Source organism: Intrasporangium sp., assembly GCF_032907665.1.
In the GTDB taxonomy this organism is placed as follows: Bacteria; Actinomycetota; Actinomycetes; order Actinomycetales; family Dermatophilaceae; genus Intrasporangium.
On sequence record NZ_JAJJPG010000009.1, the window covers coordinates 1 to 24,151 of the forward strand.

The 24,151-nt window shown below is 71.4% G+C and carries 25 protein-coding genes; 4 read left to right on the forward strand and 21 right to left on the reverse strand.

Annotation, left to right across the window (positions count from 1 at the left end; translation table 11 throughout):
* The 7 genes from LOY02_RS02730 to glmS form a co-directional block, all read right to left on the reverse strand.
* A partial coding sequence (locus LOY02_RS02730) for a hypothetical protein (protein ID WP_317180791.1) occupies window positions 1-195 on the reverse strand: 195 nt, incomplete at its 3' end.
* Between the two features lie 125 nt (window positions 196-320).
* Complete coding sequence (tsaE, locus tag LOY02_RS02735) at window positions 321-824, reverse strand: tRNA (adenosine(37)-N6)-threonylcarbamoyltransferase complex ATPase subunit type 1 TsaE (protein ID WP_317180792.1); 504 nt, start codon at window positions 822-824, stop codon at window positions 321-323.
* The gene (locus LOY02_RS02740; RefSeq protein WP_317180793.1) at window positions 784-2,082 is read right to left on the reverse strand and encodes an alpha/beta fold hydrolase; all 1,299 of its coding nucleotides are present in this window, start codon (window positions 2,080-2,082) and stop codon (window positions 784-786) included. The genes tsaE and LOY02_RS02740 overlap by 41 nt, the downstream gene beginning before the upstream one ends.
* The gene (gene alr, locus LOY02_RS02745) at window positions 2,079-3,242 is read right to left on the reverse strand and encodes an alanine racemase (protein ID WP_317180794.1); all 1,164 of its coding nucleotides are present in this window, start codon (window positions 3,240-3,242) and stop codon (window positions 2,079-2,081) included. Before alr ends, LOY02_RS02740 begins: the two co-directional genes overlap by 4 nt.
* 64 nt (window positions 3,243-3,306) lie before the next feature.
* Window positions 3,307-4,806: a bifunctional ADP-dependent NAD(P)H-hydrate dehydratase/NAD(P)H-hydrate epimerase gene (locus LOY02_RS02750; protein WP_317180795.1), complete on the reverse strand. Its 1,500-nt coding sequence runs from the start codon at window positions 4,804-4,806 to the stop codon at window positions 3,307-3,309.
* Window positions 4,806-5,156: a holo-ACP synthase gene (locus LOY02_RS02755; protein ID WP_317180796.1), complete on the reverse strand. Its 351-nt coding sequence runs from the start codon at window positions 5,154-5,156 to the stop codon at window positions 4,806-4,808. Before LOY02_RS02755 ends, LOY02_RS02750 begins: the two co-directional genes overlap by 1 nt.
* A gap of 33 nt (window positions 5,157-5,189) precedes the next feature.
* On the reverse strand, window positions 5,190-7,049 hold the full coding sequence (gene glmS, locus LOY02_RS02760; RefSeq protein WP_317180797.1) for a glutamine--fructose-6-phosphate transaminase (isomerizing): 1,860 nt from the start codon (window positions 7,047-7,049) through the stop codon (window positions 5,190-5,192).
* Window positions 7,050-7,069: 20 nt separating this feature from the next.
* Here glmS and coaA point away from each other — a divergent pair, with 20 nt between their 5' ends.
* The gene (gene coaA / locus LOY02_RS02765; protein ID WP_317180798.1) at window positions 7,070-8,137 is read left to right on the forward strand and encodes a type I pantothenate kinase; all 1,068 of its coding nucleotides are present in this window, start codon (window positions 7,070-7,072) and stop codon (window positions 8,135-8,137) included.
* A gap of 182 nt (window positions 8,138-8,319) precedes the next feature.
* Here the strand turns inward: coaA and LOY02_RS02770 are convergent, their stop codons facing one another.
* The 6 genes from LOY02_RS02770 to LOY02_RS02795 all read right to left on the reverse strand — a co-directional run bounded on the left by LOY02_RS02770 (window position 8,320) and on the right by LOY02_RS02795 (window position 14,274).
* Window positions 8,320-9,255, reverse strand: coding sequence for a lytic transglycosylase domain-containing protein (locus LOY02_RS02770; RefSeq protein WP_317180799.1), 936 nt, complete (start codon window positions 9,253-9,255; stop codon window positions 8,320-8,322).
* Between the two features lie 221 nt (window positions 9,256-9,476).
* Window positions 9,477-10,712: a PhoH family protein gene (locus tag LOY02_RS02775; RefSeq protein ID WP_410505907.1), complete on the reverse strand. Its 1,236-nt coding sequence runs from the start codon at window positions 10,710-10,712 to the stop codon at window positions 9,477-9,479.
* A 446-nt stretch (window positions 10,713-11,158) separates the two neighbouring features.
* On the reverse strand, window positions 11,159-11,710 hold the full coding sequence (locus tag LOY02_RS02780; RefSeq protein WP_317180801.1) for a hypothetical protein: 552 nt from the start codon (window positions 11,708-11,710) through the stop codon (window positions 11,159-11,161).
* Entirely contained in the window at window positions 11,707-12,366 is a 660-nt protein-coding gene (locus LOY02_RS02785) for a hypothetical protein (protein ID WP_317180802.1), read from the reverse strand. Before LOY02_RS02785 ends, LOY02_RS02780 begins: the two co-directional genes overlap by 4 nt.
* Window positions 12,367-12,407: 41 nt before the next feature.
* On the reverse strand, window positions 12,408-13,379 hold the full coding sequence (locus tag LOY02_RS02790; protein ID WP_317180803.1) for a hypothetical protein: 972 nt from the start codon (window positions 13,377-13,379) through the stop codon (window positions 12,408-12,410).
* A 133-nt stretch (window positions 13,380-13,512) separates the two neighbouring features.
* Window positions 13,513-14,274 carry an isoprenyl transferase gene (locus tag LOY02_RS02795; protein ID WP_317180804.1) on the reverse strand — a complete coding sequence of 254 codons (762 nt, stop codon included), beginning with the start codon at window positions 14,272-14,274 and terminating at the stop codon, window positions 13,513-13,515.
* Window positions 14,275-14,428: 154 nt separating this feature from the next.
* Between LOY02_RS02795 and trhA the strand changes: the two genes are divergently transcribed.
* Window positions 14,429-15,124 carry a PAQR family membrane homeostasis protein TrhA gene (gene trhA, locus LOY02_RS02800; protein WP_317180805.1) on the forward strand — a complete coding sequence of 232 codons (696 nt, stop codon included), beginning with the start codon at window positions 14,429-14,431 and terminating at the stop codon, window positions 15,122-15,124.
* A gap of 70 nt (window positions 15,125-15,194) precedes the next feature.
* Here the strand turns inward: trhA and LOY02_RS02805 are convergent, their stop codons facing one another.
* Both LOY02_RS02805 and mca read right to left on the reverse strand, forming a co-directional pair.
* Entirely contained in the window at window positions 15,195-15,410 is a 216-nt protein-coding gene (locus LOY02_RS02805; RefSeq protein ID WP_317180806.1) for a hypothetical protein, read from the reverse strand.
* Window positions 15,410-16,417: a mycothiol conjugate amidase Mca gene (gene mca / locus LOY02_RS02810; RefSeq protein ID WP_410505906.1), complete on the reverse strand. Its 1,008-nt coding sequence runs from the start codon at window positions 16,415-16,417 to the stop codon at window positions 15,410-15,412. Before mca ends, LOY02_RS02805 begins: the two co-directional genes overlap by 1 nt.
* Window positions 16,418-16,579: 162 nt before the next feature.
* Here mca and LOY02_RS02815 point away from each other — a divergent pair, with 162 nt between their 5' ends.
* Entirely contained in the window at window positions 16,580-16,948 is a 369-nt protein-coding gene (locus tag LOY02_RS02815) for a DUF4307 domain-containing protein (RefSeq protein WP_317180808.1), read from the forward strand.
* Between the two features lie 277 nt (window positions 16,949-17,225).
* The gene (gene greA / locus LOY02_RS02820) at window positions 17,226-17,708 is read left to right on the forward strand and encodes a transcription elongation factor GreA (RefSeq protein ID WP_317180809.1); all 483 of its coding nucleotides are present in this window, start codon (window positions 17,226-17,228) and stop codon (window positions 17,706-17,708) included.
* Window positions 17,709-17,895: 187 nt separating this feature from the next.
* On the opposite strand, the gene LOY02_RS02825 is transcribed toward greA, so the two are convergent.
* The 6 genes from LOY02_RS02825 to LOY02_RS02850 form a co-directional block, all read right to left on the reverse strand.
* Window positions 17,896-19,248, reverse strand: a complete 1,353-nt coding sequence (locus tag LOY02_RS02825) for a glutamate mutase L (RefSeq protein WP_317180810.1) — start codon at window positions 19,246-19,248, stop codon at window positions 17,896-17,898.
* 43 nt (window positions 19,249-19,291) lie between these two features.
* Window positions 19,292-20,470 (reverse strand): cystathionine gamma-synthase, encoded by a 1,179-nt coding sequence (locus tag LOY02_RS02830; RefSeq protein WP_317180811.1) that lies wholly within the window; start codon window positions 20,468-20,470, stop codon window positions 19,292-19,294.
* Window positions 20,471-20,654: 184 nt separating this feature from the next.
* Window positions 20,655-21,464, reverse strand: a complete 810-nt coding sequence (locus LOY02_RS02835; protein ID WP_317180812.1) for an amino acid ABC transporter ATP-binding protein — start codon at window positions 21,462-21,464, stop codon at window positions 20,655-20,657.
* Window positions 21,461-22,129 (reverse strand): amino acid ABC transporter permease, encoded by a 669-nt coding sequence (locus tag LOY02_RS02840; RefSeq protein WP_317180813.1) that lies wholly within the window; start codon window positions 22,127-22,129, stop codon window positions 21,461-21,463. The genes LOY02_RS02835 and LOY02_RS02840 overlap by 4 nt, the downstream gene beginning before the upstream one ends.
* Before the next feature lie 38 nt (window positions 22,130-22,167).
* Window positions 22,168-22,974 (reverse strand): amino acid ABC transporter substrate-binding protein, encoded by an 807-nt coding sequence (locus LOY02_RS02845; protein WP_317180814.1) that lies wholly within the window; start codon window positions 22,972-22,974, stop codon window positions 22,168-22,170.
* A gap of 131 nt (window positions 22,975-23,105) precedes the next feature.
* Window positions 23,106-24,119, reverse strand: coding sequence for a GNAT family N-acetyltransferase (locus LOY02_RS02850; RefSeq protein ID WP_317180815.1), 1,014 nt, complete (start codon window positions 24,117-24,119; stop codon window positions 23,106-23,108).
* Between the last annotated feature and the right edge of the window lie 32 nt (window positions 24,120-24,151).

A 24,151-nucleotide genomic window follows, 5' to 3' on the forward strand; every position in this document is an offset into this window, starting at 1 on the left:
GAGAGGCAGGACGACGACTCCGGTGGAGCCGCCGATGAGGTCGCGGGGGCCGGGGGCGTCACCACCCGACGTGACGAGCCGGACGAGCAGGAGCAGGAGCGGGACGGCCGCCACGGCAAGGAGGAGCTGGCCGGCGCGCCTCGCGTTTCGCTGCCCGACGACCGCGATGGGCAGGGCGAGGATCAGCGCGATCACGGGGACGGTCGGCTCGCCGACGGCGCGGGGGACGACAAGGGCCGAAAGCCCCGGTTCCCGCCTGGGCGGGCCCCGGACTGTCGGGGACCGGTGCTTGGCCGGAGTGAGGGCTTGGTGACGGCGTGTCAGGCCTCGGATGCGGCGGAGAGAACCGTGTCGACGAGGCGCTCCCAGCGCTCGCCCACCGGGTCCAGGCGGGCCGTGCGGGCGCCCTCTCCCGTGAGGGTGATGCCGAGCCGCTCGGTCGAGAGCTGTTCGGACAGGCCGGCCCCCCACTCGATGACGGTCACGCTCGCGTCGAGGTCGGCGTCCAGGTCGAGGTCGTCGAGCTCCATCGCGCTGCCCAGGCGGTAGGCGTCGACGTGGACGAGGGCCGGGCCGCCGACGAGGGAGGGGTGGATCCGGGCGATGACGAAGGTCGGCGACGTGATCGGCCCACGAACCCCCAGCCCCTCGGCGATGCCTTGGGTCAACGTCGTCTTGCCCGCGCCGAGATCGCCGGTGAGGACGACCACGTCCCCCGCGCGCAGGAGACGGCCCAGTCGCGTGCCGAACGCCCGCGTGTCCTCGCTCGTCGCGAGGGTCACCTCACGACCCACGGCGCGCCTGCTCCCGGGCGAGGGCAGCATCCTTGGCCCGACTCAGTCGCGCCAGCGCCCGAACTCGCTCGGCGCGAACGATCTCGTCTGCCTCGCGCTCCATTCGCGCCTGACGGCGGTTCTTCGCGACGTCGGTGACGATCCGACGGACGCGTGGGCCGCGGGACACGGGGATGTGCTCCTCGCGGGCGCGGGTGCCTCGCTCGATGAGCTCGAGGAGGTGTGCGCTGAGCAGATCCGCGTGCTCGAGCATGATGATGTGGCCGGCGTCGTTGACGACGATGTGCTCTGCGCCGGGGATCCCCTCGACGATGAGCTCGCTGTGCGCCGGCGGCGTGAGGACGTCCTCCCGACCGTTGAACACCAGCGTGACGGTGTCCTGGAACTCCGCGAGCGCCGGCCGTTTGTCGAAGCCGTCGAAGGTGACGAGGTAGTCGTTGATGACGTCGAGCGGCGTGCTGAGCAGCATGTCCGCGGTGTGGCGGACCACCTTGCGCGGCACCGGCGATGCGAAGGAGTTCTGCTCCACGAGGAACTCCTCGACGTCCCTGCCGATCCGGCGCAGGCGTCCGACGAGCTCTGGTCGATCACTGAGCGGACCGAGGACTGAGGGCCCGACTCGCTCGAGGAGCAGCCGCCCGAACGTCGCGCTGCGGCCACCGTTGGCGAGGGTGAGGCCACCGGCACTGGTGCTGACGAAGGCCGCTCCGGAGACGCGCTCACGGATGAGGTTCGGGTAGCGCTCCCCGAGGGCGAGCATGGTCATACCGCCCATCGAGTGGCCGGCGAGGACGAGGTGGCCCTCGGGTGCCACGTCGTCGATGACGGCCCTGAGGTCCTGGCCGAGCTGGTCGATGACATAGGAGTCGGGCTCGCCGCGGCCGGACTGGCCGTGACCCCGGTGGTCCCAGCTGACGACGCGGTAGCCCGCCGCCTTGAGGGCGCGGCGCTGGTAGACCCAGGAGCGCAGGCTGAGGCAGTAGCCGTGGGTGAAGACCACCGTGGGCAGCCGGTCCGGGTCGTCCCTGCTCGTCAGGCCCTGGGCGGCAGCGGCGGCCGCCTCCGGCCTCGGCACGTCGATCTCGACGTGGAGGGCGACGCCGTCCTCCGTGATGACGACGCGCTCCTCGTCGGGAGTGATCTCGAGCTGCTCGGTGGTCTCGAGGGCGTCGAGCGCGGCCCGGTGGCGGCCGGCGCGGTCGGCCGCGACACCCGCTGCCACGCCTGCTGCCACGCCCGCGGCGCCCAGCACGACGCCGAGGATCGGGTTGCGCCTGGCGGCGCTCACGCTTCTGCCCCCGCGCCGGACCCCCCACGCCAGATCCGGGGGACCCTGGCCCCGATCCGGCTCACGATCTCGTAGCTGATGGTGTCGGTGGCGGCTGCCCAGTCCTGGGCGGACGGCTCGTCGGGAGCTGCGCCGAAGAGGGTCACGACGTCACCCGCAACGGCCGTGCTGTCGGGGCCGAGGTCGACGACGAACTGGTCCATGCACACCCGGCCCGCGATGGTCGTGCGGCGGTCACCGACATGCACCGGCCCCACGTTGGTCGCATTGCGGGGGATGCCGTCGGCGTAGCCGGCCGGGACGAGCCCGACGAGGGTGTCCTCCTCGGGGCGATAGACGTGGCCGTAGCTGATGCCCTGGCCGGCCGGAACCGGCTTGACGAGCGCGAGCCGGGCCCGGAGGGTCATGACCGGTCGCAGGTCGAAGTCGTCGTCGATCTGTGGGACCGGCGAGAGACCGTACATCGCGATGCCCGGTCGGACGAGGTCAGCATGTGCCGAGGGGTGGACGAGCGTGGCAGCCGAGTTCGCGAGGTGCCGCACCTCGGGGCGCAGTCCGATCCGCTCGGCGACGGCGACGGCCTCGAAGAACCGCTCCTGCTGGCCGAGCACGGTCGGGTGCTCCGGGGCGTCGGCCAGCGCGAAGTGCGTCCAGATCCCGACGACCGTGATGGCACCCTCTGCCTCGAGCAGGCGCGCGTGCTCGAAGAGGGCGGCCCAGTCGGTGGCGGACGCACCGCCGCGACCCAGACCCGTGTCGACCTTGAGGTGCACCCGGGCCGCGCTCCCGTGCTCGCGGGCCGCAGCAGCGATGGCGTAGAGGGTCCATGTGGCCGAGACCGACAGATCGATGTCGCGCCGCACGGCGCCTGCGAAGTCACTGCCGGGGACGGTGAGCCACGTCAGCAGCCGCGTCGTGATCCCGGCATCCCGGAGGGCAAAGGCCTCGGCGAGCTGGGCGACGCCGAGCCAGCCCGCGCCGGCGCGGGCGGCCGCCCGGGCGACGGGCAGCAGACCGTGGCCGTAGGCGTCGGCCTTGACGACCGCCATGAAGTCGGACTGGGGGGCGCGAGCACGCAGGGTCCGGACGTTGTGCTCGAGGGCGTCCAGATCGATCTCGGCCCAGACGGGAAGTCCGGCGGTCGGGTCAGTCGCGTTCATCGTGCGCATCCTCGCATGGCCAGGGTGCTGCGGTCGCACCGGTGGCGATCCCAGGCGATTCGGGTCAGGCTCGGCGGAGCAGGTCCCGGATCGTCGGGCGGAGCGCCTCGGCCACGACCCGGGCCCGGAGCGGCCCACCGCCGGAGGCCCGATCCGCGGCCACGCCGTGCACGAGGGCGGCGAGGGACCCGGCGTCGAGCGCGTCGAGCCCGGCCGCGAGGAGCGACCCCGCGACTCCCGCGAGCACGTCGCCGGAGCCGGCGGTGGCCAGCCAGGCGGGGGCATCCGCCTGGGTCCGAACGGGAGCACCCGCCTCGGGACCGACGACGAGCGTCGTGGAGCCCTTGAGCAGGACCGTCGCCCCGGTCAGCTCCGCCGCGAGCCGCGCGTGGCGCACCGGCTCCCGCTCGACCTGCTCGCGTGTGACGGGACCGGCAGCGGGTTCCCGAGCGACGGCCAGGCGTGTCAGGAGGCGGGCGAGCTCACCGGCGTGGGGGGTGAGCAGGGTCGGACCTGTCCGCCGGGCGGCGACCAGGTCGAGCCCGCCGGCATCGACGACCGCCGGCAGGTCACTGGCGAGCGCCTCGCGCGCGAGAGTGAGCTGCGCTTCCGCGCCCCCACCGGCCGCGGCCGGGTCGAGCCCGGGACCGATGAGCCAGGCCTGGACCTGCCCCGCGCCGATGACCGCCTCGGGCACTGCCGCCCGAACCAGGCCGGTGGGCGTGGAGGTGCCGACGTAGCGGACCATCCCCACCCCGCACTCGACCGCGGCCGTCACGGCGAGCACGGCTGCACCCGTATAGGTCTCGCCCCCGGCGACGACGCCGAGCACGCCCCTGGAGTACTTGTCGTCACCGGGTCCCGGCACCGGCCACAGCGCCGCGACGTCGTCGTAGGTCAAGCGCTCGACGGCCGCCGGCACGTCGTCGACCGCCAGGCCGATGTCGACCACCGTGAGCCGCCCGGTGGCCGACTCGCCTGCGGGGAGGAGATGAGCCGGCTTCGGGACGCCGAAGGTCACTGTCTCGTCGGCCCACACCGCATCATCGTCGACCTCGACGCCATCGGGGTCCAGGCCGCTCGCGACGTCGACGGCCATGACCCAGGCATCGTCGGCGATCGCGTCGACGAGCGCGGCCGCGGCAGGCCGCAGACCCGGGCGCCCGCCGATGCCGACGATCCCGTCGAGGACGAGATCACCCTCAGCGACGACCTGGGCTGCCGCCGCCGGATCTGCCGCGGCGACGACCACGGTGGCCCCGGCCAGCTCCGCCGCCTCGAGACCGGGACCGTGCACCCCTGCCCGGCCTGACTCCGGCAGCAGCACCACAGCGCAGGCGAACCCTGCCTCGCAGAGGAGCCCAGCGGCATACAGCGCATCTCCCCCGTTGTCCCCGGCACCGATGAGCGCGACGACCGTGCGTCCATCCCGCTCGGCGAGCCGGGCCGCGGCGATCTCCGCGAGTCCCTCGGCCGCGCGGCTCATCAGCTCACCCTCGGGGAGCTCCGCCATGGCGTTCGCCTCGGCGGAGCGCACGTCTGCGACGGACAGTGCCCGGATCATCAACCCTCCGCGATGACGACTGCCGACGCGATACCCGCGTCGTGGGACAGGGAGACGTGGAAGCGGTCCACGCCGAGGTCGTTGGCGCGGGACTGGACCGACCCGCCGATCTCCAGATGGGGCCTGCCGTCCTCGCTCGTGACGACCCTCGCATCGGTCCAGTGCAGACCGACCGGAGCCCCGAGGGCCTTCGCCAGGGCCTCCTTCGCAGCGAATCGGGCGGCGAGAGAGGCGATCCCGACAACGCGCTCCTCCGGGGTGAAGAGCCGCTCGAGGAGCGACGGCGTGCGCTCGAGGGTCTCCTCGAAGCGCGCGACGTCGACGACGTCGATGCCGACCCCGATGATCACGTCAGACCCTTCCCCCTCCGGGCATCGCCGTCGTCACTCGACCGTGACGGACTTGGCGAGGTTGCGCGGCTGGTCCACGTCGAGCCCCTTGGCCGTCGAGAGCCACAGCGCGAACACCTGGAGCGGCACGACGGTGAGCAGCGGCGCGAGCAGCGGCGAGGTCGCGGGCACGCGGATCACCTCGTCGGCGAACGGCACCACGGCCTCGTCTCCCTCCTCGGCGATGACGAGAGTGCGGGCGCCACGGGCGCGGATCTCCTGGATGTTGGAGACGACCTTGCCGTGCAGGCCGTGCTCGCTCGTCGGCGACGGGACGACGACGAAGACGGGCTGGCCCGGCTCGATGAGCGCGATCGGCCCGTGCTTGAGCTCGCCCGCGGCGAATCCCTCGGCGTGGATGTAGGCCAGCTCCTTGAGCTTGAGTGCCCCCTCCAGCGCGACCGGGTAACCGACGTGGCGACCGAGGAAGAGGACGGCGCGCGTGTCGGCCATGAAGCCCGCGATCTCCTTGACGCGGTCCATCCTGCCGAGGACCTTCTCGATCTTCTCCGGAACCTCGGCGAGCTCCTTCATGATCGACTTGGCGTCGTCGGCATAGGTGCCGCCCCGCAGCTGGGCCAGGTAGAGACCGAGGATGTAGGAGGCCGTGATCTGGGCGAGGAACGCCTTCGTCGACGCCACCGCGATCTCCGGCCCCGCATGGGTGTAGAGAACGGCGTCGGACTCCCGCGGGATGGTCGAGCCGTGCGTGTTGCAGATCGAGATCGTCAGCGCGCCGAGGTCGCGCGCGTGCTTGACCGCCATGAGGGTGTCCATCGTCTCGCCCGACTGGCTGATCGACACGACCAGGGTGCGCTCGTCGACGATCGGGTCGCAGTAGCGGAACTCGTGGGCCAGGGCGACCTCGACGGGGATGCGCGTCCAGTGCTCGATGGCGTACTTGGCCGTCATGCCTGCGTAGGCGGCGGTGCCGCAGGCGACGATGGTGATCCGGTCGACGGCCTTGAGCTGCTCCTCGGAGATCCGCAGCTCGTCGAGGATGAGCCGCCCCTCGGGGTCGGTGCGTCCGAGCAGGGTGTCGCGGACGGCGTGGGGCTGCTCGTTGATCTCCTTCTCCATGAAGGTCGCGTAGCCGCCCTTCTCGGCGGCCGCGGCATCCCAGGTCACCTCGTAGGCCTTGCCGTCGGCGGGTGTGCCGTCGAAACCGATCACGGTCGCTCCGTCGGGCGTGATCGTGACGATCTGGTCCTGCGCGAGCTCGAGGGCGTGACGGGTGTGGCCGATGAAGGCGGCCACGTCGGAACCGAGGTAGTTGGCGCCGTCCCCCAGACCGACGACGAGCGGACTGTTGCGGCGGGCGCCGACGACCACGCCCGGCTGGTCGGCGTGGATGGCCAGCAGGGTGAAGGCGCCCTCGAGCTGGGCCACCACGGTCCGCATCGCCTCGGTCAGGTCGCCCTGCTCGTCGTAGGCGCGTGCGAGCAGGTGGGCGACGACCTCGGTGTCGGTCTCGCTGGCGAAGGACACGCCGTCCTCGAGGAGGGCCTTCCTCAGCGAGTGGAAGTTCTCGATGATCCCGTTGTGGATCAGGGCGAGCTTGCCGTCCGCGCCTCCCCGGTGCGGGTGGGCGTTGTCGTCGGTCGGGCCTCCGTGCGTCGCCCAGCGGGTGTGGCCGATGCCGGTCGTCGACGGGGGCAGCGGGTGGGCCTCGATCTCGCCGCGGAGGTTGGCCAGCTTGCCCGACTTCTTGCGGGTCTCGACATGGTCACCGTCGACGAGGGCGACCCCTGCGGAGTCGTAGCCCCGGTACTCGAGCCGAGCCAGCCCCTCCATGACGACGTCGAGCGCCGTGCCGTCCTGCGTCCTACCGACGTAGCCAACGATGCCGCACATGCGGGACAGCCTAAGGGACCATGAAGCGGCCCAAGTCCACGCGGATGGCGCACGTCGGCAAGAATGGCACCGTGTCGCAGCCATCCCACGGGGACGACAGGACCGACGCCGCCGTCATCGAGGACGACGGTCCCGACGGGCGTGTCCCGACGACGCTCCCGTCGCCCTACGTCGAGCTCGACCGCGCGGCCTGGTCCCGGCTCCGTGAGAACCATCCGCTCAACCTCGACGAGAACGACCTCGCCCGCCTCCAGGGCCTCGGCGACCGTGTCGACCTCAGGGAGGTCGAGGAGGTCTACCTGCCCCTGTCGCGGCTGCTCAACTTCTATGTGGGGGCGACCCGCGAGCTGCACGAGGTGACGACCAACTTCCTCGGCGAGCGGCCGGCGAGGACCCCGTTCGTCATCGGGGTGGCCGGCTCGGTCGCGGTCGGCAAGTCGACGACGGCCCGCATCCTGCGGGAGATGCTGGCCCGCTGGCCCGACACCCCCCGCGTCGAGCTGGTCACGACCGACGGGTTCCTCTTCCCCAACGCCGAGCTCGAGCGGCGCGGCCTGCTCCAGCGCAAGGGCTTCCCGGAGTCGTACGACCGCAGGGCGCTGCTCCGCTTCGTCGCCGAGGTGAAGTCGGGACGGACCGAGGTCACGGCGCCGGTCTACTCGCACCTGACCTATGACATCGTCCCGGGCGAGCGCATCGTCGTGCGCCAACCTGACGTCCTCATCGTCGAGGGGCTCAACGTCCTGCAGGCACCTGAGGTCCATCCGGTCCGCGGCACGGGGCTCGCAGTCAGCGACTTCTTCGACTTCTCCGTCTACGTCGACGCGTGGGTCGACGACGTCCGGAAGTGGTATGTCGAGCGCTTCCTCCGACTGCGCGAGACCGCCTTCTCCGACCCGAACTCCTACTTCCACCGCTACGCGGCGCTCTCCGACGCCGAGGCCGTGGCGACGGCCAACCACATCTGGCGGGAGATCAACGGCCCCAACCTCGTGCAGAACATCCTGCCGACCCGGTCCCGCGCGACGCTGGTCCTGGCCAAGGGTGAGAACCACGAGGTGCGTCGCGTCCGCCTCCGCAAGATCTGAACCCACAGGGGCTCACGGCCGTGGCCGGCCTGCGCCCCGTGCACCCCCGAAAGGACCCGCCGTGTCCTTCCGGTCGCACGCCGGCTTCTCTGCCGTATGCCGCTGGGCTCGCTCCCCTGTCCGCCCTGCCTCCGGCTCGTGCCAGCGACCCGATGATGCGGCCTGGCGGCCGCATCATCGGGTCAGTACCAGTGGGGGGACCGGGCCTGCCAGGTCGAGTAGGCGTTGCACGGCGAACCATAGACCTGGCCGATGTACCAGAGCCCCCACCTGATCTGGGTGATCGGGTTGGTCCGGTAGTCCGAGCCGAAGGTCGCCATCTTGCTCGCGGGCAGGGACTGCGGGATGCCGTAGGCACCGGAGCTGGGGTTCTCCGCCCACCACCGCCAGCCGCTCTCGCCGTTCCACAGCGCGACGAGGCAGTTGAACTGGGCGTCGCTCGTCCAGCCATGGTCGGCCATGAGGACGCGGGCGGCGGACTGCGGGTCCTGCTTGGCGTTGGCAATGGCCTGCTCGCGGATCCGCTCGCGCTCTGCCGCCTCCTCGGCCCGACGCCTGGCTTCGGCGCGCTTGGCCGCTTCCTCCTTCTTCTTCTTCTCGAGCGCGGCCGCGGATCGCAGGCCGGTGGCGACGATGGCGGTTCGCCTCTCGTTGCGGGAGACGGACGCAGCCGCGCGGTAGGTCCGGTCCACCATGGTCGTGCGGGACAGCTCTGCCGTCTGGGCGACGACGTTGTCACCGACGACGAAGGCGGTCTCGGCCTGGCCGAGGTCGGTCGTGGCGAAGCCGATCGCGCTGGCCCCGAGACCGACGGCGAGGGTGCCGACGACCACCGGGCGGGCCGTCCGCCGCGGAGGATTGGCGCGCTCCTTGAGGGCACGCCGGGTGAGCTGCGGAGTGGACGGCACGGCGGTGGGCGCAGCGCCGGGGCGGCGTGCGTGCTGGGACACCTGCTCGTAGAGCGAGGCGGCCGTGGGCGGCGCGCCCCCGTGGAGCGAGGCGGCCGTGAGCGGTGCGCTGTGGCGGCCGGGCTCAGCCGGGCGTCGGGAGGACGCGGAGGGGAGCGGTGGGGTCGATCTCGTTGGCTTGGCGCGATGGCGACCTTCGTACCGTGCCATGGAGGGGAGGGGTGCCTTCCTGGTGACGTGACGTTGAGGCAGGTCCATCCGTGCCACCCGCGAGCGGGTCCCCCTTGGGACACGGCAGAACCTGTGGAGGGACTGAGAGGAACGTTACCAATCTGCGCTTTTCGTCCCTGAGCGTGCCAGCCCGGGGCCGTCTCGGCAAGCCCGAGATCCGGGGGACGGAAGGACGCGAGAGGGTGACCGCGCGGGCGGCGTCAGGCGTCCGGCCCCTCGAGGAGGTCGGTGACGAGCGCTGCGATGGGGCTGCGCTCGCTCCGGGTCAGCGTGACGTGGGCGAAGAGCGGGTGTCCCTTGAGCCGCTCGATGACTGCCGCCACGCCGTCGTGTCGTCCCACTCGGAGGTTGTCGCGCTGGGCGACGTCATGGGTGAGGACGACCTTGGAGTTCTGCCCGATCCGCGAGAGGACGGTGAGCAGGACGTTCCGCTCGAGCGACTGGGCCTCGTCGACGATGACGAACGCGTCGTGGAGACTCCGCCCACGGATGTGCGTCAGCGGCAGCACCTCGAGCAGGCCTCGGTCCATCACCTCGTCGACCACCTCGGACGACACGAGGGCGCTCAAGGTGTCGAAGACCGCCTGGCCCCACGGGTTCATCTTCTCCTGCTCCGTGCCGGGCAGGTAGCCGAGCTCCTGGCCGCCGACCGCGAAGAGCGGCCGGAAGACGAGGACCTTGCGCTGGGCGCGACGCTCCATGACCGACTCGAGGCCGGCGCACAGGGCGAGCGCGGACTTGCCCGTGCCGGCGCGGCCGCCGAGCGACACGATGCCGACATCCGGGTCGAGGAGCAGGTCGAGCGCGATGCGCTGCTCGGCGCTCCGTCCGTGCAGGCCGAAGGCGTCGCGGTCGCCACGCACGAGCCGGATCTGCTTGTCGGCTCCCACCCGGCCGAGGCCGCTCCCGCGGGGCGAGAGCAGGACCAGGCCGGTGTGGCACGGGAGCTCGGCCGCCTGCGCATGCTCGATCCGGCCGCGGTCGTAGAGCTGGTCCAGCTCGTCAGCGGTGATCTCGAGCTCGTCCAGACCGGTCCACCCGGAGTCGACGCCCTGCTCGTGCCGATACTCCTCCGCGTCGAGTCCACACGCCGAAGCCTTGACCCGCATCGGCAGGTCCTTGCTGACGACCGTCACCTCGCAGCCGTCGTTGGACAGGTTCTTGGCGACGGCGAGGATCCGGGTGTCGTTGTCACCGAGCCGGAAGCCGGCCGGCAGCGCGAGGGGGTCGGTGTGGTTCAGCTCGACGCGAAGGGTCCCGCCGTCGTCGCCGACAGGGACCGGCCGGTCGAGGCGTCCCTCGCTGATCCGCAGGTCGTCGAGCAGGCGCAACGCCTGCCGGGCGAAGAAGCCGAGCTCCGGGTGGTGTCGCTTGCCCTCCAGCTCGGTGACGACAACGACGGGAAGGACCACCTCGTGCTCGGCGAACCGGAGCATCGCCTTGGGGTCCGAGAGCAGGACCGACGTGTCGAGGACGTAGGTCTTGCGGTCCGGAGTCCGCTTGCGGGTGGCGCGCCGCCGGCTGGGCACTGCGTCGGACGAGGTCGTGGTGTCGTTGGGAACCTGGTTGTCCACCTGGCTCTTCGAGGCCATGCCCACTCCTTGCCGGCGCGCTCGGCGCGCCTACTCGCTCGCGAGGTTCCGGGGGGCCCTCCAACGGTGGGGCCGCTCCCGGCCCTCCGTCCGAAGCGTGTGCTCCATGCGTGGGCCTCCTGGGGCGGGGACGGGTGTCTCCGCTGCCTCGACGGTACGTCGCCGCGGCCCGTTTCGCAGCGCAGATATCCCTCGTGTCGCGTGAAGTTCACACCGGCTTCGCCCGCCCGGCCGGGCTGCGAGGTCACCGCTGGCGCGCAGCGGGCCCAGCGGCATACGGCCTGCTGCTCCTACAGGCGGCGGCGGACCGACCGGGAACGCGACAGCGCCTTCCAGCCGGTCCACACCGCGAGCAGGCCCAGGGCCGCGATGATGACGAGCTGGAGGATCGACGTGCCAGGGCCGGCGAGCTCGTTGCGGAGCGCGACCGTGGACGCGACGGCGACGAGGGCCGAGAGGAGGACGAGCACCCAGCGTCCGAGGCGCGCCGACCAGGAGTCGTTGCCGAAGGCGGAGCCGACGTTGGCCCCCGCCTCGTGGGCGGCGGCCAGCGGATCCACCCCCGGATTGCGGCGCCGCCAGGCACGGCGAGCCACGCCCATGCGGACGATGACCGTCCCGATGACCGAGAGTGGCAGTCCGGAGCCGACCCGTGCCGCCCTGACGTCAGGAGCGCCCAGGAGGCCGAGACCCACGGCGAAGAGGCCGACGCCGACGAGGCCGAGCCCGATGACGACCGTCGTCCCGATGCTGACGGGGCCGAAGGGCTGCGCCGGATCGTCCAGCCAGGCGTAGGGCGGCGGATCGCCCCGACCGGTCGTTGCGTCTTCCGGCACGCTCATGCGCCGGGACGGCCGGGCAGCAGCGCGGCGAGCTCGCCGACCAGCCCTGACCGGTCGATCCGGCGCTGCTCCCCGTCCGCGGTGTCGGAGACGAGCCATCCGCCATCGTCCGGTCGGAAGAAGCGCGCGCCGACCACCCCGTCGAGGGTGCGCGTCTCGATCGCGAAGCGCCCGCTCCCCCGCGCGTCGAGCATCGCCTCGACGGCGCGCGCGATCGCCGCAGCGGGGGCGTCGACCTCGTTGTTCAGGGCCGCGAACCACGTCCCGTAGCTCCGCGGCTGCAGCAGGGCGATGATGTCGCCGTCCTCGATCGCGACGAGCAGGTCACCCTCCGATGCATCGGTCCGGAAGCTGAGGCCGCTCCAGCGCTGTCCTCGGGCGAAGACCGTCTCCAGCACGGCCGCCTCTCCGCGGCTCACGCCGTGGTCGCCCTCCGGGGCGACGAGGCCGCGCGCCATGAGCGAGGCGATTCCCGCGGAGGGGACGATGTCGTCGGTGGGGGCCGCTCCGAAGCCGAGCGCCGCCACGGACGTCTGGGCGCTCGGCGTCCGGTGGCGTCCGAGGAGGTAGCGCAGCTCCGCCCAACCGAAGCCGTAGACGTCGTCGGGCAGCGGGATCCGGGCGAGGTCGGTGCCGGCCAGGGGGTCGGTGGCCATCGTGCGTCTCCTTCAGTCGTTGGTTGGGGGCGGGCTGCCGATCAGAACCAGCCGGACACGGTGTCCCAGGCGTCGCCGGCCGCGTCGGCGATGCCCTCGCCGACGTCGACGATGCCCTCGCCGACGGCGTTGACGGCGTCGTGGACGGCCGGGATGTTCTGGTAGGCGGCGAGGCCCAGGCCGGCCACGCCGCAGACGACGTTCGCCGGAGGCGGCGCGAAGACGGCACCGGCCGCGAGCGCGGTGCCGAGGCCGTTCTCCACCATGCCGCCGACATCGCCCTGGACCACGGAGTTGGCGAAGCTGGCCGCGCTGACCCCGATGCCGATGGGGCCGAGGACCCCGAACTTGCCGACCACTCGGGAGGCCGTGCTGCCCTCGGCGAAGAGGCCGGAGAGGCCCTTCATGTCCCACATGTCGGCGAAGAGGTTGGCACCGGCACCGAAGCGCGAGGCGGTGGGGAAGAGGTCGAGCATGGGGTCTCCCACGCGCGCCATCTGCGTGATGGTGCTGAGGTAGCGGCCGCTGCCGAACCAGCCGTCCGCCTTGCTGAACGTCGACAGCACGCCGGCCGTCTGCCCGAACAAGGTCGGCAGGCCGATGATGGGCATGGCCTTGCCGAGACCACCGAGGATGTCGACCCCGCCGCCCGAGCCCCCAGCACCTCCCGACCCACCGGGACCACCTGGCCCACTGGGCCCACTGGGCCAACCCGGCCCACCCCCGGGCAGTCCGCCACCCGGACCGCTCGCCATGTCCTGCTGGCCGGCGTTGCGGCGCAGGGCCTCGACGAGCGTGCCCAGGTCGGCGGTGAACTGGCCGAGCTGGGCCTCGAGGGGCGGCCAGCGGCTCATCAGGTGGTCGAGGTCACCCCCTCCCCAGTGCCCCTTGAGCGAGTGGACCGCGCGCCCCGCCTCCGTCCGCAGCGCCTCGCACTCGCGGGCATGCGCGGCGATCCGCTCGGCAGACGCCCGCAGGGCAACCGGATCCGAGCCCTTGCGATAGATGGCCATTCGCTCAACCCCCGACCTGTGGTCCGTGCACGTCCCGGTCACCGTAGGGCGAGGCCCACATCGCCAGCAATGGGGAGAACTCCCCACGAACCGGACGGCCCGGGGCGCCGGCCGCGTTGGTGAGGTCACCCGGTCAGGTGCCGTGCCGTCGGTGCCGACCTGCATAGGCGCGCAGGGCCCGGAGGAAGTCGACGTGGCGGAAGTCGGGCCAGTAGGCCTCACAGAAGTAGAACTCCGATGTCGCGCTCTGCCACAGGAGGAAGCCGCCGAGCCGCTGCTCCCCGGACGTGCGGATGACGAGGTCGGGATCAGGCTGACCCTTGGTGTAGAGGTGCCCGGCAATGTCCTCGACGGTGAGCCGGGCAGCGATCTGCTCGAGTGTCTCGCCCTTGGCGGCGTGCTCGAGCAGCATGTCCCGCACGGCGTCGGCGATCTCCCGCCGGCCGCCGTATGCGACGGCGACGTTGACCGTCATCCCCGAGACGCCCGCAGTGGCCGCCGCAGAGCGCTGGAGGCTCTCGGAGGTCTCGCGCGGCAGCAGGTCGACCGCCCCGGCGATGCGCAGGCGCCAGCGGCCCGACGCGGCGAGCTCGGCGACGGCGTTCGAGATGATCTTCAGGAGCGGCCCGAGCTCGTCCTCCGCGCGCCGCAGGTTGTCGGTCGACAGGAGCCACAGGGTGACGTACTCGACCCCCGCCTCCTCGCACCACTCGAGCAGCTCCTCGATCTTGTCGGCGCCGGCCTGGTGGCCGTGGGCGGTGCCGGCCCCGCGGGCGCGCGCCCAGCGGCGGTTGCCGTCGAGCATGACCGCGACGTGCCGCGGAAGGGACTCACGTGGCAGATCCTTGAGGACGCGACGCTCGTAGGCGCCGTAGACCAGATCCCGCCACCCCACTGGGTCTCCCTCGCTTCGTCCGTCGCGGTCGGGCCCGGACACGGGCCGCGTCCAACGGTACTCCGGGGCCCAACGGCCCAAGACGAGGTATGCCGCTGTGCTGACCACCGAGTTGCACCTGCCCAACTTACGGTGGCGTAGGTAGACTCCGCGCATGGCCGAGCACCCAGACCGCGCTGCAGGAGCCATGGCCGACCTCGTTGCCGCCGTCAAGCCGCGACTGCGCGGTTGGCTGCACCTGGCCATGTTCCCCGTCGCCCTCGTCGGCGGGATCGTGCTCGTCCTCATCTCCGACCCGGGGGCCGTGCGGACCGCGGCTGCCGTCTTCACCGCGAGCGCCACGCTCCTCTTCGGGGTGTCCGCGATCTACCACCGCGGCACGTGGGGGCCACGGATGTCGGGGGTGCTCAAGCGGTTCGACCACTCCAACATCTACCTCATCATCGCCGGCACCTACACGCCGTTCGCGGTGACCCTGCTTCCCGGCGAGCAGGCCCGCATTCTCCTGACCGTCATCTGGGGCGCCGCGATCGCGGGAGTGGTCTTCCGGATCGCCTGGACGAACGCGCCCCGCTGGCTCTACACCGCCCTCTACATCGCGCTCGGGTGGGCTGCGGTCTTCTACGTCGTGCCGTTCTGGCGCTCCGGCGGGCCCCTCGTCGGCTCGCTCATCGCCCTCGGTGGCCTGCTCTACACGGCCGGCGGGATCGTCTACGGCGCCCAACGCCCCAACCCGTCACCGCGGTGGTTCGGCTTCCACGAGGTGTTCCACGCCTTCACGCTCGGGGGGTTCACGGCCCACTTCGCCGCGGTCACCCTGGCCATCGTCGCCACACCCGCCATCTCGTGATCTCACCCAGCCGGGAACCGGGTGGCCGGAGGGCCGCGGAGCGAGCCCAGCGGCATACGGCCCGGTCTTCTCAGCCCTGCTCGGTGGGCTTCGGGCCGCTGTCGGTGTCGTCCTGCTCCCCCTCAGCCGCGCGCTCGGCCTCCCGTCGCTCGTGCTCCCGGTAGGCCATGCGGCGCAGCCGGGAGTTCATGTTGCGCACGAGCAGCCAGAGGGCGACCGCGAGGACGAACAGGGCGATGAAGCCCCACACACCCGGCCCGATCGGCAAGTTTCCGCTGCCACCCATCAGTCCTCATTTCCTTCGGCCGGCTCATTGGGGTGCTCGACGCGCTCGGCGGGGTCGACCTTCTCCTGGTCGTCCGGCGCGAGCCGACCGTCGTAGAGGATCTCGAGCCCGCCGCCCTTCGCCAGGGCGTCCGCCTCCCCGGCCGAGCCGAGGCCGGCGAAGAGGTCGTCCTCCGGCAGCTCGACCGGCACGTGGGACACCGCGAGCTCGAACTCCTCCACCGGCCACACGCGCTGCTGGATCTCTCGCGGCACCTGGAACCAGAAGCCGTCGGGGTCCACCTGCGTGGCGTGGGCCAGCAGGGCCCGGTCGCGCGCCTCGAAGTAGTCACCGCACTGGATGCGTGTCGTGACCGTGCCGCCCATGCGCCGCGGCTTCCACTCGGTCAGCCACTCGGCGTACGGGCTCTCGAGGCCCTCGGCGACCACGGCCTCGTGGATGGCGGTGAGGCGCTCCTTCGACCAGCCACCGTTGTAGTAGATCTTCAACGGCTGCCACGGGTCCCCGGCGTGCGGGTAGCGCTCCGGGTCACCGGCCGCCTCGAAGGCAGCCATCGCCACCCGGTGGCTCATGATGTGGTCCGGATGCGGGTAGCCACCCTTCTCGTCGTACGTCGTCATCACGTGCGGCCGCCACTCGCGGATGACCCGGACCAGCGCCTCCGTCGTCACGTCGAGGTCCTCGAGCGCGAAGCAGCCGTCGGGCAACGGCGGCAGCGGGTCACCCTCGGGCAGTCCCGAGTCGACGAAGCCGAGCCACGTGTGCTCGCACCCGAGCACCTCCTGCGCCGCCTTCATCTCGTCTCGCCTCACCTGCGCGATGTCACGCAGGATCTGCGGATCGTTCTTCAGCTTCTCGTTGAGGATGTCGCCGCGCTCGCCGCCTGTGCATGACACGACCATCACCGCGGCACCTGCGGCGACGTACTTCGCCGTCGTCGCGGCACCCTTGCTCGACTCGTCATCCGGGTGCGCGTGCACCGCCATCAGTCGCAGACCTTCGGACACCGTCTTCCCTGGCTCCCTGTTCGTCGTGGATCTGGCTCGTCGTATCGTTCTGACCGTCTCGCTCGGACGGTCTCGTCCTCGTCGCGCCTCCGGCCGTCGCACCGATCGCCCGGCGGGGTCGGAGTCACCGACCGCCATCCTCTCATCACGCCAGGACCCCACATGCCACTCCCCCGCCCCGCCCCCGGAACCCTCAAGTGGTGGGTCGTCGGCACGATCGGGGTCGGTCTCGGGGTGGCCCTCGCGATCTGGTTCGGGCTCTCCGCGACGGTGGGACTGCCCACGTGGCAGACGATGGGCTACAAGGTCGTGGACAGCGAGAGCGTGTGGATCGACTTCGAGGTGTACAGCCCCGACGGACGGGACGTCGTGTGCACCGTGCATGCCCTCTCGCGGGACTTTGCCGTGGTGGGCTCGACCGACGTCCCGATCGAGCTCTCCGGCGCCGACACCGCACGCGAGACCGTGACGCTGCGCACGACCAGCCGCGCCGTGACGGGCGAGGTCAAGACCTGCGTGCTCGCCCCCTGAGCCACCCCTGAGAGTCCCCTGAGAGTCCCCTGAGCGCCGCCTGAGTGCCGGCCGATCGCGCTCCGATCACCCCCTGTCGTCGTCAGCGCGACCGCCGCAGCCACAAGGAAGTGCGCTCTTCTGGCCCATTTTGCTATCCTTGGTCATTCACCACGGGTCGCGACCGCTCACCCCACACGCCGGTGCAGTGCGGTCCGGCCCCTTGTTCGGTGAGCCGAACGAACTTTGTGCGCCCACGCGAGCACCGCGTGGGCGTTGGTACTTCAAGGAGTTGACCGTGACCGAGACTGCCGCTGGCTTCCTCACGAAGGAGGCCTATGACCGCCTCAAGGCTGAGCTCGACCAGCTGACAGGGGAAGGTCGCATCGAGATCGCCCGCAAGATCGAGGAGGCCCGGGAGGAGGGCGACCTCAAGGAGAACGGCGGCTACCACGCCGCCCGCGAGGAGCAGGGCAAGATGGAGGCCCGCATCCGCCAGCTCGAGGAGCTGCTCCACAACGCCGTCATCGGTGAGACGCCCCCCGACGACGGCATCGTCGAGCCCGGCATGGTCGTCACGGTCGAGGTCTTCGGCGACGAGGAGACCTTCGTGCTCGGCAACCGCGAGATCGCGGACGGCGACCTGCAGGTCTTCTCCGAGAAGTCACCGATGGGCGCCGCCGTCAACGGCAAGAGCGTCGGCGACACGACGAGCTACGTCGCCCCGACGGGCAAGACGGTCGAGGTCAAGATCCTCGACGCCAAGCCCTACCAGAGCTGAGCCCCAGAGCTGAGCCACGGGCACGGCCCACCCGGACCGCGCCCCCGCACGTGTTGCATGCGGACTGACCCCCGCACTCGAGTGGCCCCGTTGTCCACCTGTGGACGACGGGGCCACTCGTGTTCTCCCTGTGGACGACGGGGCCACTCGTGGGCTCCGTGGACGGCACCCTGATGGAGTGTGCCGGTCAGCCGAGCTGCGCGGCGACCACCCTGGCGAGTGCCGGGTCGTGGCCGTCGAGCAGGCCGACGGCATAGAGCAGGTACGCAGCGTCGACCGCGCCCGTCGCTGACCGGGGCACCTTCCACCCGCCGGCATGGTCCCCGAGCACCGCGTCGAGGACGAGCCCTCGGCCCGCCTCGTCGGTGTGCCGCAGCACGCCACCGGATCCGATGAGGGTCGTGACGTTCGCCAGCGGGCGCGGGGACTCGGTCGGCTGCGCCGGCCGAGCATGCCGGCGAACGGCGATGAGGGCCGCCAGTCTCGCCAGCTCGAGATCGAGGCGGCGCTCGACGTCGTCGGCCGGGAGCGAGCCCGGTCGCTCGTGGACGTGAGCGGCATACGACCTGAGGGCTTCCGCGTCGGCGACTCCGCCCAGGAGGTGCTCGGACTCGGCCGCCTCGACGACGTGCTCGGCGTTCCACCGCATGCCGAGGTCGCCCTCGACGGTGCGCGCGTGCCACAGGGGAGCGACGACGTCCTTGCGCAGGCTCGCGTCCTCTCCCTCCGGGGAGATGACGGAGTAGACGTCCGTCGTCGCGCCCCCGATGTCGACGACGAGAACGTCTCCGTCGGCGCGGGTCTCGGCGACGACCTCGACACCGCGGAGCACGGCGTCAGGCGTGGCTGCCTCGACCATCCGCGCGAAGGCCGCGTCCCGGGAGAGCCCCTTGCCGCCGATGACGTGCCGCAGGAAGGCCTCGCGGATTGCGTGTCGGGCGGACTCCGGCGCGATGACTCCGATCTCGGGCAGGACGTTCTCGGCGTGGATCACGGGGCGGCCGGCGGCCTCGAGGACCCCGGTGGCCTCCGCCCGCGCCTCCCTGTTTCCGGCGAGGACGATGGGCACTGCGTGGCGGCCGCGCCCACCGACCGCACCTGCGCCCAGTCGCGCCGCGTTGTGGAGCAGCACGTCCGAGTTGCCGCCGTCGGTGCCTCCGACGAGCAGGATGATGTCCGGCCGGGTGTGCCGGAGCCCGGCCACGTCGCTCGTCGTCAACCTGCCGTGTGCGACGTGGACGACCTTGGCCCCGGCGGACAGCCCGACCCGATGGCCGGCCTCGGCGGTGACCGTGCGTTCGTAGCCGACGACGGCGAGGCGGAGGCCACCGCCCGCGCTCGAGCAGGCGTGGACCTCGACGTCCTCGGGGGCGTCGAGCAGTGTGCGCAGGACCCGGTAGCCGTCGAGCACATCCCGCCGCTCGCCCGAGCCGCCGCTGCCGGTCGTCGGGGTCGAGGCGGTCGCGAGGACGGACCCGTCGGCGGCGATGAGGGCCCCCTTGGTGAACGTCGACCCGAAGTCGACGGTGAGGATCGTCATGGTGCCTGCGCGTCGGTCACGATGGGGCTCGGGCGTCGACGTCTCAGCCGTGGATGTCGAGGGCCTCGCGGAGGTCGTCGATGAGGTCGTCGACGTCCTCGATCCCGACGGAGAGCCTGATGAGGTCGGCGGGCACCTCGAGCTCGGTGCCGGCCACGGATGCGTGGGTCATCCGCGCCGGGTGCTCGATGAGCGACTCGACGCCGCCGAGCGACTCGCCGAGCGTCCACAGCTGGACCGCGGCGCAGGCCTTCACTGCCGCGTCCTCGCCCTTCTTCATCCGGAAGGAGACCATCCCTCCGAACCGCTTCATCTGCCGGGCGGCGACGGCGTGGTTGTGGTGCGACTCGAGGCCGGGGTAGAACACCTGGGAGACGCCGTCGTGCCCGGTGAGGAACTCGACGACCTTCTCGGCGTTGTCGCAGTGCCGCTCCATGCGGATCGCGAGCGTGCGCAGCCCACGGAGCGTCAGCCACGAGTCGAAGGGACCTGCGACGGCACCGATCGAGTTCTGGTGGAAGGCGATCCGCTCCGCCGCGTCCTCGAAACCGGGGACCCGGATGTCCGGAGCGGTCACGACCGCTCCCCCGACGACGTCACTGTGGCCGCCGCTGTACTTCGTCGTGGAGTGGGTGACGATGTCGGCGCCGTGGGCGATGGGGTTCTGCAGGTAGGCGGTCGCGAAGGTATTGTCGACGACGAGGACCGCCCCGGCCTCGTGGGCGACCGCGGCGATCGCCTCGATGTCGGCGATGCCGAGCAACGGGTTCGTCGGCGTCTCGACCCAGACCATCTTGGTGCGGCCCGGCTGGATCGCGGCACGCACGGCGTCGACGTCTCCGATCCTCGCGATGGAGTGGTCGAGTCCCTGGGGCTTCGCGACCTTGTTGAAGTAGCGGTAGGTGCCGCCATAGGCGTCGCTGGGCACGACGACGTGGTCACCCGGGACAAGGAGCGAGCGGACGACGCAGTCCTGTCCCGCGAGGCCCGAGGCGAAGGCGAAGCCCCGGCTGCCACCCTCGAGCGCGGCGATGCACTCCTCGAGCGCGGTGCGGGTCGGGTTGGCCGACCTGCTGTACTCGTAGCCGCCGCGGAAGCCGCCGATCCCGTCCTGCTTGTAGGTGGACACCTGGTAGATCGGGGGGACCACGGCACCCGTCGAGGCGTCGGCCTCCTGGCCGGCGTGGATGGCGCGCGTCGAGAAACCGGGCTCGTCAGACATGCCGGCCAGCCTAACTGCCTCGATCAGCGACGCCGTACGGCCACCTGGGTCACCGTCAGGCCCGCGGCTCGCCGAGTGGCCCTGTCCTGCACACCCGGCGGCGCGGGCCTGTGGACTGCCGGACCACTCGAGCAGTGGGGGGTCGCGAGCCGGCCCAGCGGCATACGGCCTGACTGTGGTCGACTCAGTCGAGCGGGTCGAGGATCCGGTGCAGGAACTGTCGGGCGCGCTCGGTGCGCGGCCGGGTCAGCACCTCCCCCGGCGCGCCACGCTCGACGATGATGCCTCCGTCCATGAAGAGCACCTGGTCGGCGACCTGCTGTGCGAAGCGGATCTCATGCGTCACGACGACCATCGTCCAGCCTTGTGCCGCAAGGTCCTTCATCACGAGAAGAACCTCGCCGACGAGCTCCGGATCCAGCGCGGACGTCGGCTCGTCGAAGAGCATGAGCTTCGGACGGACGGCGAGCGCCCGCGCGATCCCGACGCGCTGCTGCTGCCCGCCTGACAGCTGGTACGGGTAGGCGTCGGACTTCTCCGCGAGGCCCACGAGCTCGAGCAGCTCACGCGCCTCGGACTCGGCACTCTCCCGTGGACGGCCCTGCACGAGGACCGGCCCGGCCGTGACGTTCTCCAGGGCCGTCATGTGCGGGAAGAGGTTGTGCGCCTGGAAGACCATGCCGCTCTGCCCGCGCAGTGCCGCCAACTGCCGCTTGGTCGCACCCCCGGCGAAGTCGATCTCGACGTCGCCGATGCGGACGGTGCCCGCGTCGGGGGTCTCGAGGGTGTTGAGCGAGCGCAGCACGGTCGTCTTTCCCGACCCCGAGGGGCCGATGAGGACCGTCACGGTGCCGGCGTCGACGTCGAAGTCGATCGACCGCAGCACCTCGTGCATGCCGAAGGACTTGGCCAGTCCGGAGACGGACACCAACGGGCGGCTCGGCGTCTCGGTCACGGCCGGGGGATGCGATGCGTCGTCCATCGGCTCGGTCATGCGGCCACGTACCTGTTCTCTCGCTCCTCGAGCCGCGCCTGACCGAAGGACAGCGCGAGGCAGACGACCCAGTAGTACACCGCTGCGACGCCGTAGAGCGCGAAGAACTCGTAGGTCGGGGCGGCGGCCTCCTGCGCGACCCGGAGCAGCTCGGTCACCTGGATCGTCGAGGCGAGCGAGGTGTCCTTGACGAGCGAGATGAGCGTGTTGGACAGCGGGGGGATGGCGGTGCGGGTCGCCTGCGGCAGGACGACGCGACGCAAGGTCGTGACGTAGTCCATGCCGACCGTGGATGCCGCTTCCCACTGGCCCTTCGGCACGGCGAGGATCGCCGAGCGGATCACCTCCGCCGCGTAGCCGCCGACGTTGAGCGTGAAGGCGAGGACCGCGGCCGGAAAGGGGTCGAACCGCACACCGAGGGCGGGCAGCCCGTAGTAGATGATGAACAGCTGGAGCAGCAGGGGCGTCCCGCGGATCGCGGAGACGTAGGCGCGCGCCAGCCACGAGACGACGCGCACCTTCGACAGCCGCATCAGGGCGACGGCCAGGGCGACGACCAGGCCGAGGACGAAGCTGATGAGGGTCAGCGGGATCGTCGAGGTGACGGTCGCCCTGAGCAGCGGCCACAGCGAGTTGCCGATGAGCTCGATGGTCTGGTCGTTCACCGGGACGACCCGTCACCGGTGGACTTGCTGCCCACGCCTCAGGGCTGGACGGAGACGTCGGAGCCGAAGTACTTCTCCGAGATCGCCTTGAGGGTCCCATCGGCGGCCAGGTCGGCGAGCGCCTCGTCGATGGCGGGGACGAGGTCGGAGTCCTTGCGCGTCGCGACGACCTGCTCGGAGACGTCGCCGGTCGTGGCGGCGATCTTGACGTCGGTGTCGCCGGTCGACTTCTGGTAGTCGAGGACGGCGAGGCTGTCGTTGACGGTGGCATCGACGCGCTCCTGCTTGAGCAGCGTGATCGCCTGGGTGAAGCCCTCGACGGACTCGACGTTCGCGCCGGCGTCCTTGGCGACCTGCGCCCAGTTGCTCGTCAGGCTCTGTGCCGCCTTCCTGCCCTTGAGTCCGGCGAGGTCCGTGATCGACGCCTCGTCCGCGCGGGTGGCGATGACGCCCTCGGAGTAGGTGTAGGTCCTGCTCAGCCCGTAGAGGCCTTCGCGCTCGGTGGTGCGGGTCACCTGGTTGGCGACGACGTCGTAGCGGCCGGACGTCAGGCCGGCGAAGATCGCGTCCCACGGCGTCTCGACGTACTCGACCGTGACGCCGAGCTCGTCCGCGACCGCCTTGATGACCTCGACGTCGTAGCCGACGAGCTCGTTGGTCGTCGGGTCGTGGAAGGAGAACGGCGCGTAGGTGCCCTCCGTCCCCACCTTGAGGACGCCGGCCTCCTTCACGGCCGCGAGGTCTGAGCCGCCGGAGGCGCCCGAGTCAGTGCCGGAGGTGCTGCAGGCCGTGAGCAGCACGGCAAGGACGGCGAGGAGGGCGGTGAGGGTGAGGCGGGAGCGCATCGTGGGCATCTCTTTCGGGATCGGACGGTTGGACCGTCAGCGATCATAAGTGATGCTTGGGTTTCCCATAAATGAATTTTCGGTATGCCGCTGAGCTGGACACCGCCCCAGCGCTGCCCCGACCTCGTGGCTCAGTCGAGATGCTTCTGCCACTCCCGGCTGTAGCCGTCGACCCTGTAGCCGAGGGCCCGGTTGACGGCGAGCATGTGCCGGTTGGAGGCGGCGTTCCACGTCCGCACGGCCCTCACCTCCGGAAGGGCGTCCATGAGGAGCAGCGCGGCAGCAGCCTTGAGCCGCAGGCCGAGGCCATGGCCGCGGTGCTCCCGGAGGACGAGGGTGTCCTGCTGGTAGCCCAGATCGAGGCGTGCGGGTGACACCTCCACCCGGGTGAAGCCGACGAGGCGGCCTGAGGGCACGTGGCGGGCGACCGCCTCGACCACCCTCCGGCCCGTGGATCGCGCCGACGCGTGGGCGGCCCGCATCCGCCCCGCGTCCCACACCTCCTCCTGCCACTCCACGTCGTCCAGCGGGGCGTCCGTGCTCATCCGTCGCTGCAGGTGGGCCCTGTCCTCGAGCCAGGCCTCGGGCAGGTCGTCGACGAAGCACTCGACGACGTAGTCCTCGGCGCCTTCTTCGGCGACGACGCGCTGCAGGCCCTCCCTCGGTGCCGGGAGGTGCATCTCGCTGCGCAGGACCTCCTGTGCCACGACATAGCCGTGCCGCCGCGCGAACTCCGCCCCGAGGTCGACGCCACCCTCCGGCCACTCCGTCTCGGCGAGGAACGTCGACCGACCATGCTCCCGAGCGATCCCCTCGGCCGTCTCCACGAGACGCGAACCGACGCCCCGCCGGCGGTGTTCGGCGAGGACCGCAGGGAAGAACATCGCCAGGGAGTGGTTGTCGAGCATCGGCAGCATGATCGACAGCGCTCCGACGAGGTGGCCGCCGGACCACGCAGCGAGGGCCACGCGCTTCTTGTCCGTCTTGCGGTGCATGGCCCGTAGCTCGTCGAGCGTCCACTCACTGCCGCCGTCGCCGAAGAGCTCCCGCTGGACCGCTGCGTGGACCTCGACCCACGCCGACGCGTGCTCGGCCTGGGACTCGTCGAGGAGGTCAAGCGGTCGGATCTCGAGGGAGTCGGTCATGCCGCCGAGTCTGTCGTCGAGCCCCGCGCGCT

What these genes read in the sequence shown, in the direction of transcription:
- tsaE (WP_317180792.1), bottom strand. Translation starts at nt 824, where the DNA reads ATGCTGCCCTCGCCCGGGAGCAGGCGCGCCGTGGGTCGTGAGGTGACC.
- alr (WP_317180794.1), bottom strand. Translation starts at nt 3,242, where the DNA reads ATGAACGCGACTGACCCGACCGCCGGACTTCCCGTCTGGGCCGAGATC.
- LOY02_RS02750 (WP_317180795.1), bottom strand. Translation starts at nt 4,806, where the DNA reads ATGATCCGGGCACTGTCCGTCGCAGACGTGCGCTCCGCCGAGGCGAAC.
- glmS (WP_317180797.1), bottom strand. Translation starts at nt 7,049, where the DNA reads ATGTGCGGCATCGTTGGCTACGTCGGTAGGACGCAGGACGGCACGGCG.
- coaA (WP_317180798.1), top strand. Translation starts at nt 7,070, where the DNA reads ATGAAGCGGCCCAAGTCCACGCGGATGGCGCACGTCGGCAAGAATGGC.
- LOY02_RS02770 (WP_317180799.1), bottom strand. Translation starts at nt 9,255, where the DNA reads ATGGCACGGTACGAAGGTCGCCATCGCGCCAAGCCAACGAGATCGACC.
- LOY02_RS02775 (WP_410505907.1), bottom strand. Translation starts at nt 10,712, where the DNA reads ATGCTCCGGTTCGCCGAGCACGAGGTGGTCCTTCCCGTCGTTGTCGTC.
- LOY02_RS02780 (WP_317180801.1), bottom strand. Translation starts at nt 11,710, where the DNA reads ATGAGCGTGCCGGAAGACGCAACGACCGGTCGGGGCGATCCGCCGCCC.
- LOY02_RS02785 (WP_317180802.1), bottom strand. Translation starts at nt 12,366, where the DNA reads ATGGCCACCGACCCCCTGGCCGGCACCGACCTCGCCCGGATCCCGCTG.
- LOY02_RS02790 (WP_317180803.1), bottom strand. Translation starts at nt 13,379, where the DNA reads ATGGCCATCTATCGCAAGGGCTCGGATCCGGTTGCCCTGCGGGCGTCT.
- trhA (WP_317180805.1), top strand. Translation starts at nt 14,429, where the DNA reads ATGGCCGAGCACCCAGACCGCGCTGCAGGAGCCATGGCCGACCTCGTT.
- LOY02_RS02805 (WP_317180806.1), bottom strand. Translation starts at nt 15,410, where the DNA reads ATGGGTGGCAGCGGAAACTTGCCGATCGGGCCGGGTGTGTGGGGCTTC.
- LOY02_RS02815 (WP_317180808.1), top strand. Translation starts at nt 16,580, where the DNA reads ATGCCACTCCCCCGCCCCGCCCCCGGAACCCTCAAGTGGTGGGTCGTC.
- LOY02_RS02825 (WP_317180810.1), bottom strand. Translation starts at nt 19,248, where the DNA reads ATGACGATCCTCACCGTCGACTTCGGGTCGACGTTCACCAAGGGGGCC.
- LOY02_RS02830 (WP_317180811.1), bottom strand. Translation starts at nt 20,470, where the DNA reads ATGTCTGACGAGCCCGGTTTCTCGACGCGCGCCATCCACGCCGGCCAG.
- LOY02_RS02835 (WP_317180812.1), bottom strand. Translation starts at nt 21,464, where the DNA reads ATGACCGAGCCGATGGACGACGCATCGCATCCCCCGGCCGTGACCGAG.
- LOY02_RS02845 (WP_317180814.1), bottom strand. Translation starts at nt 22,974, where the DNA reads ATGCGCTCCCGCCTCACCCTCACCGCCCTCCTCGCCGTCCTTGCCGTG.
- LOY02_RS02850 (WP_317180815.1), bottom strand. Translation starts at nt 24,119, where the DNA reads ATGACCGACTCCCTCGAGATCCGACCGCTTGACCTCCTCGACGAGTCC.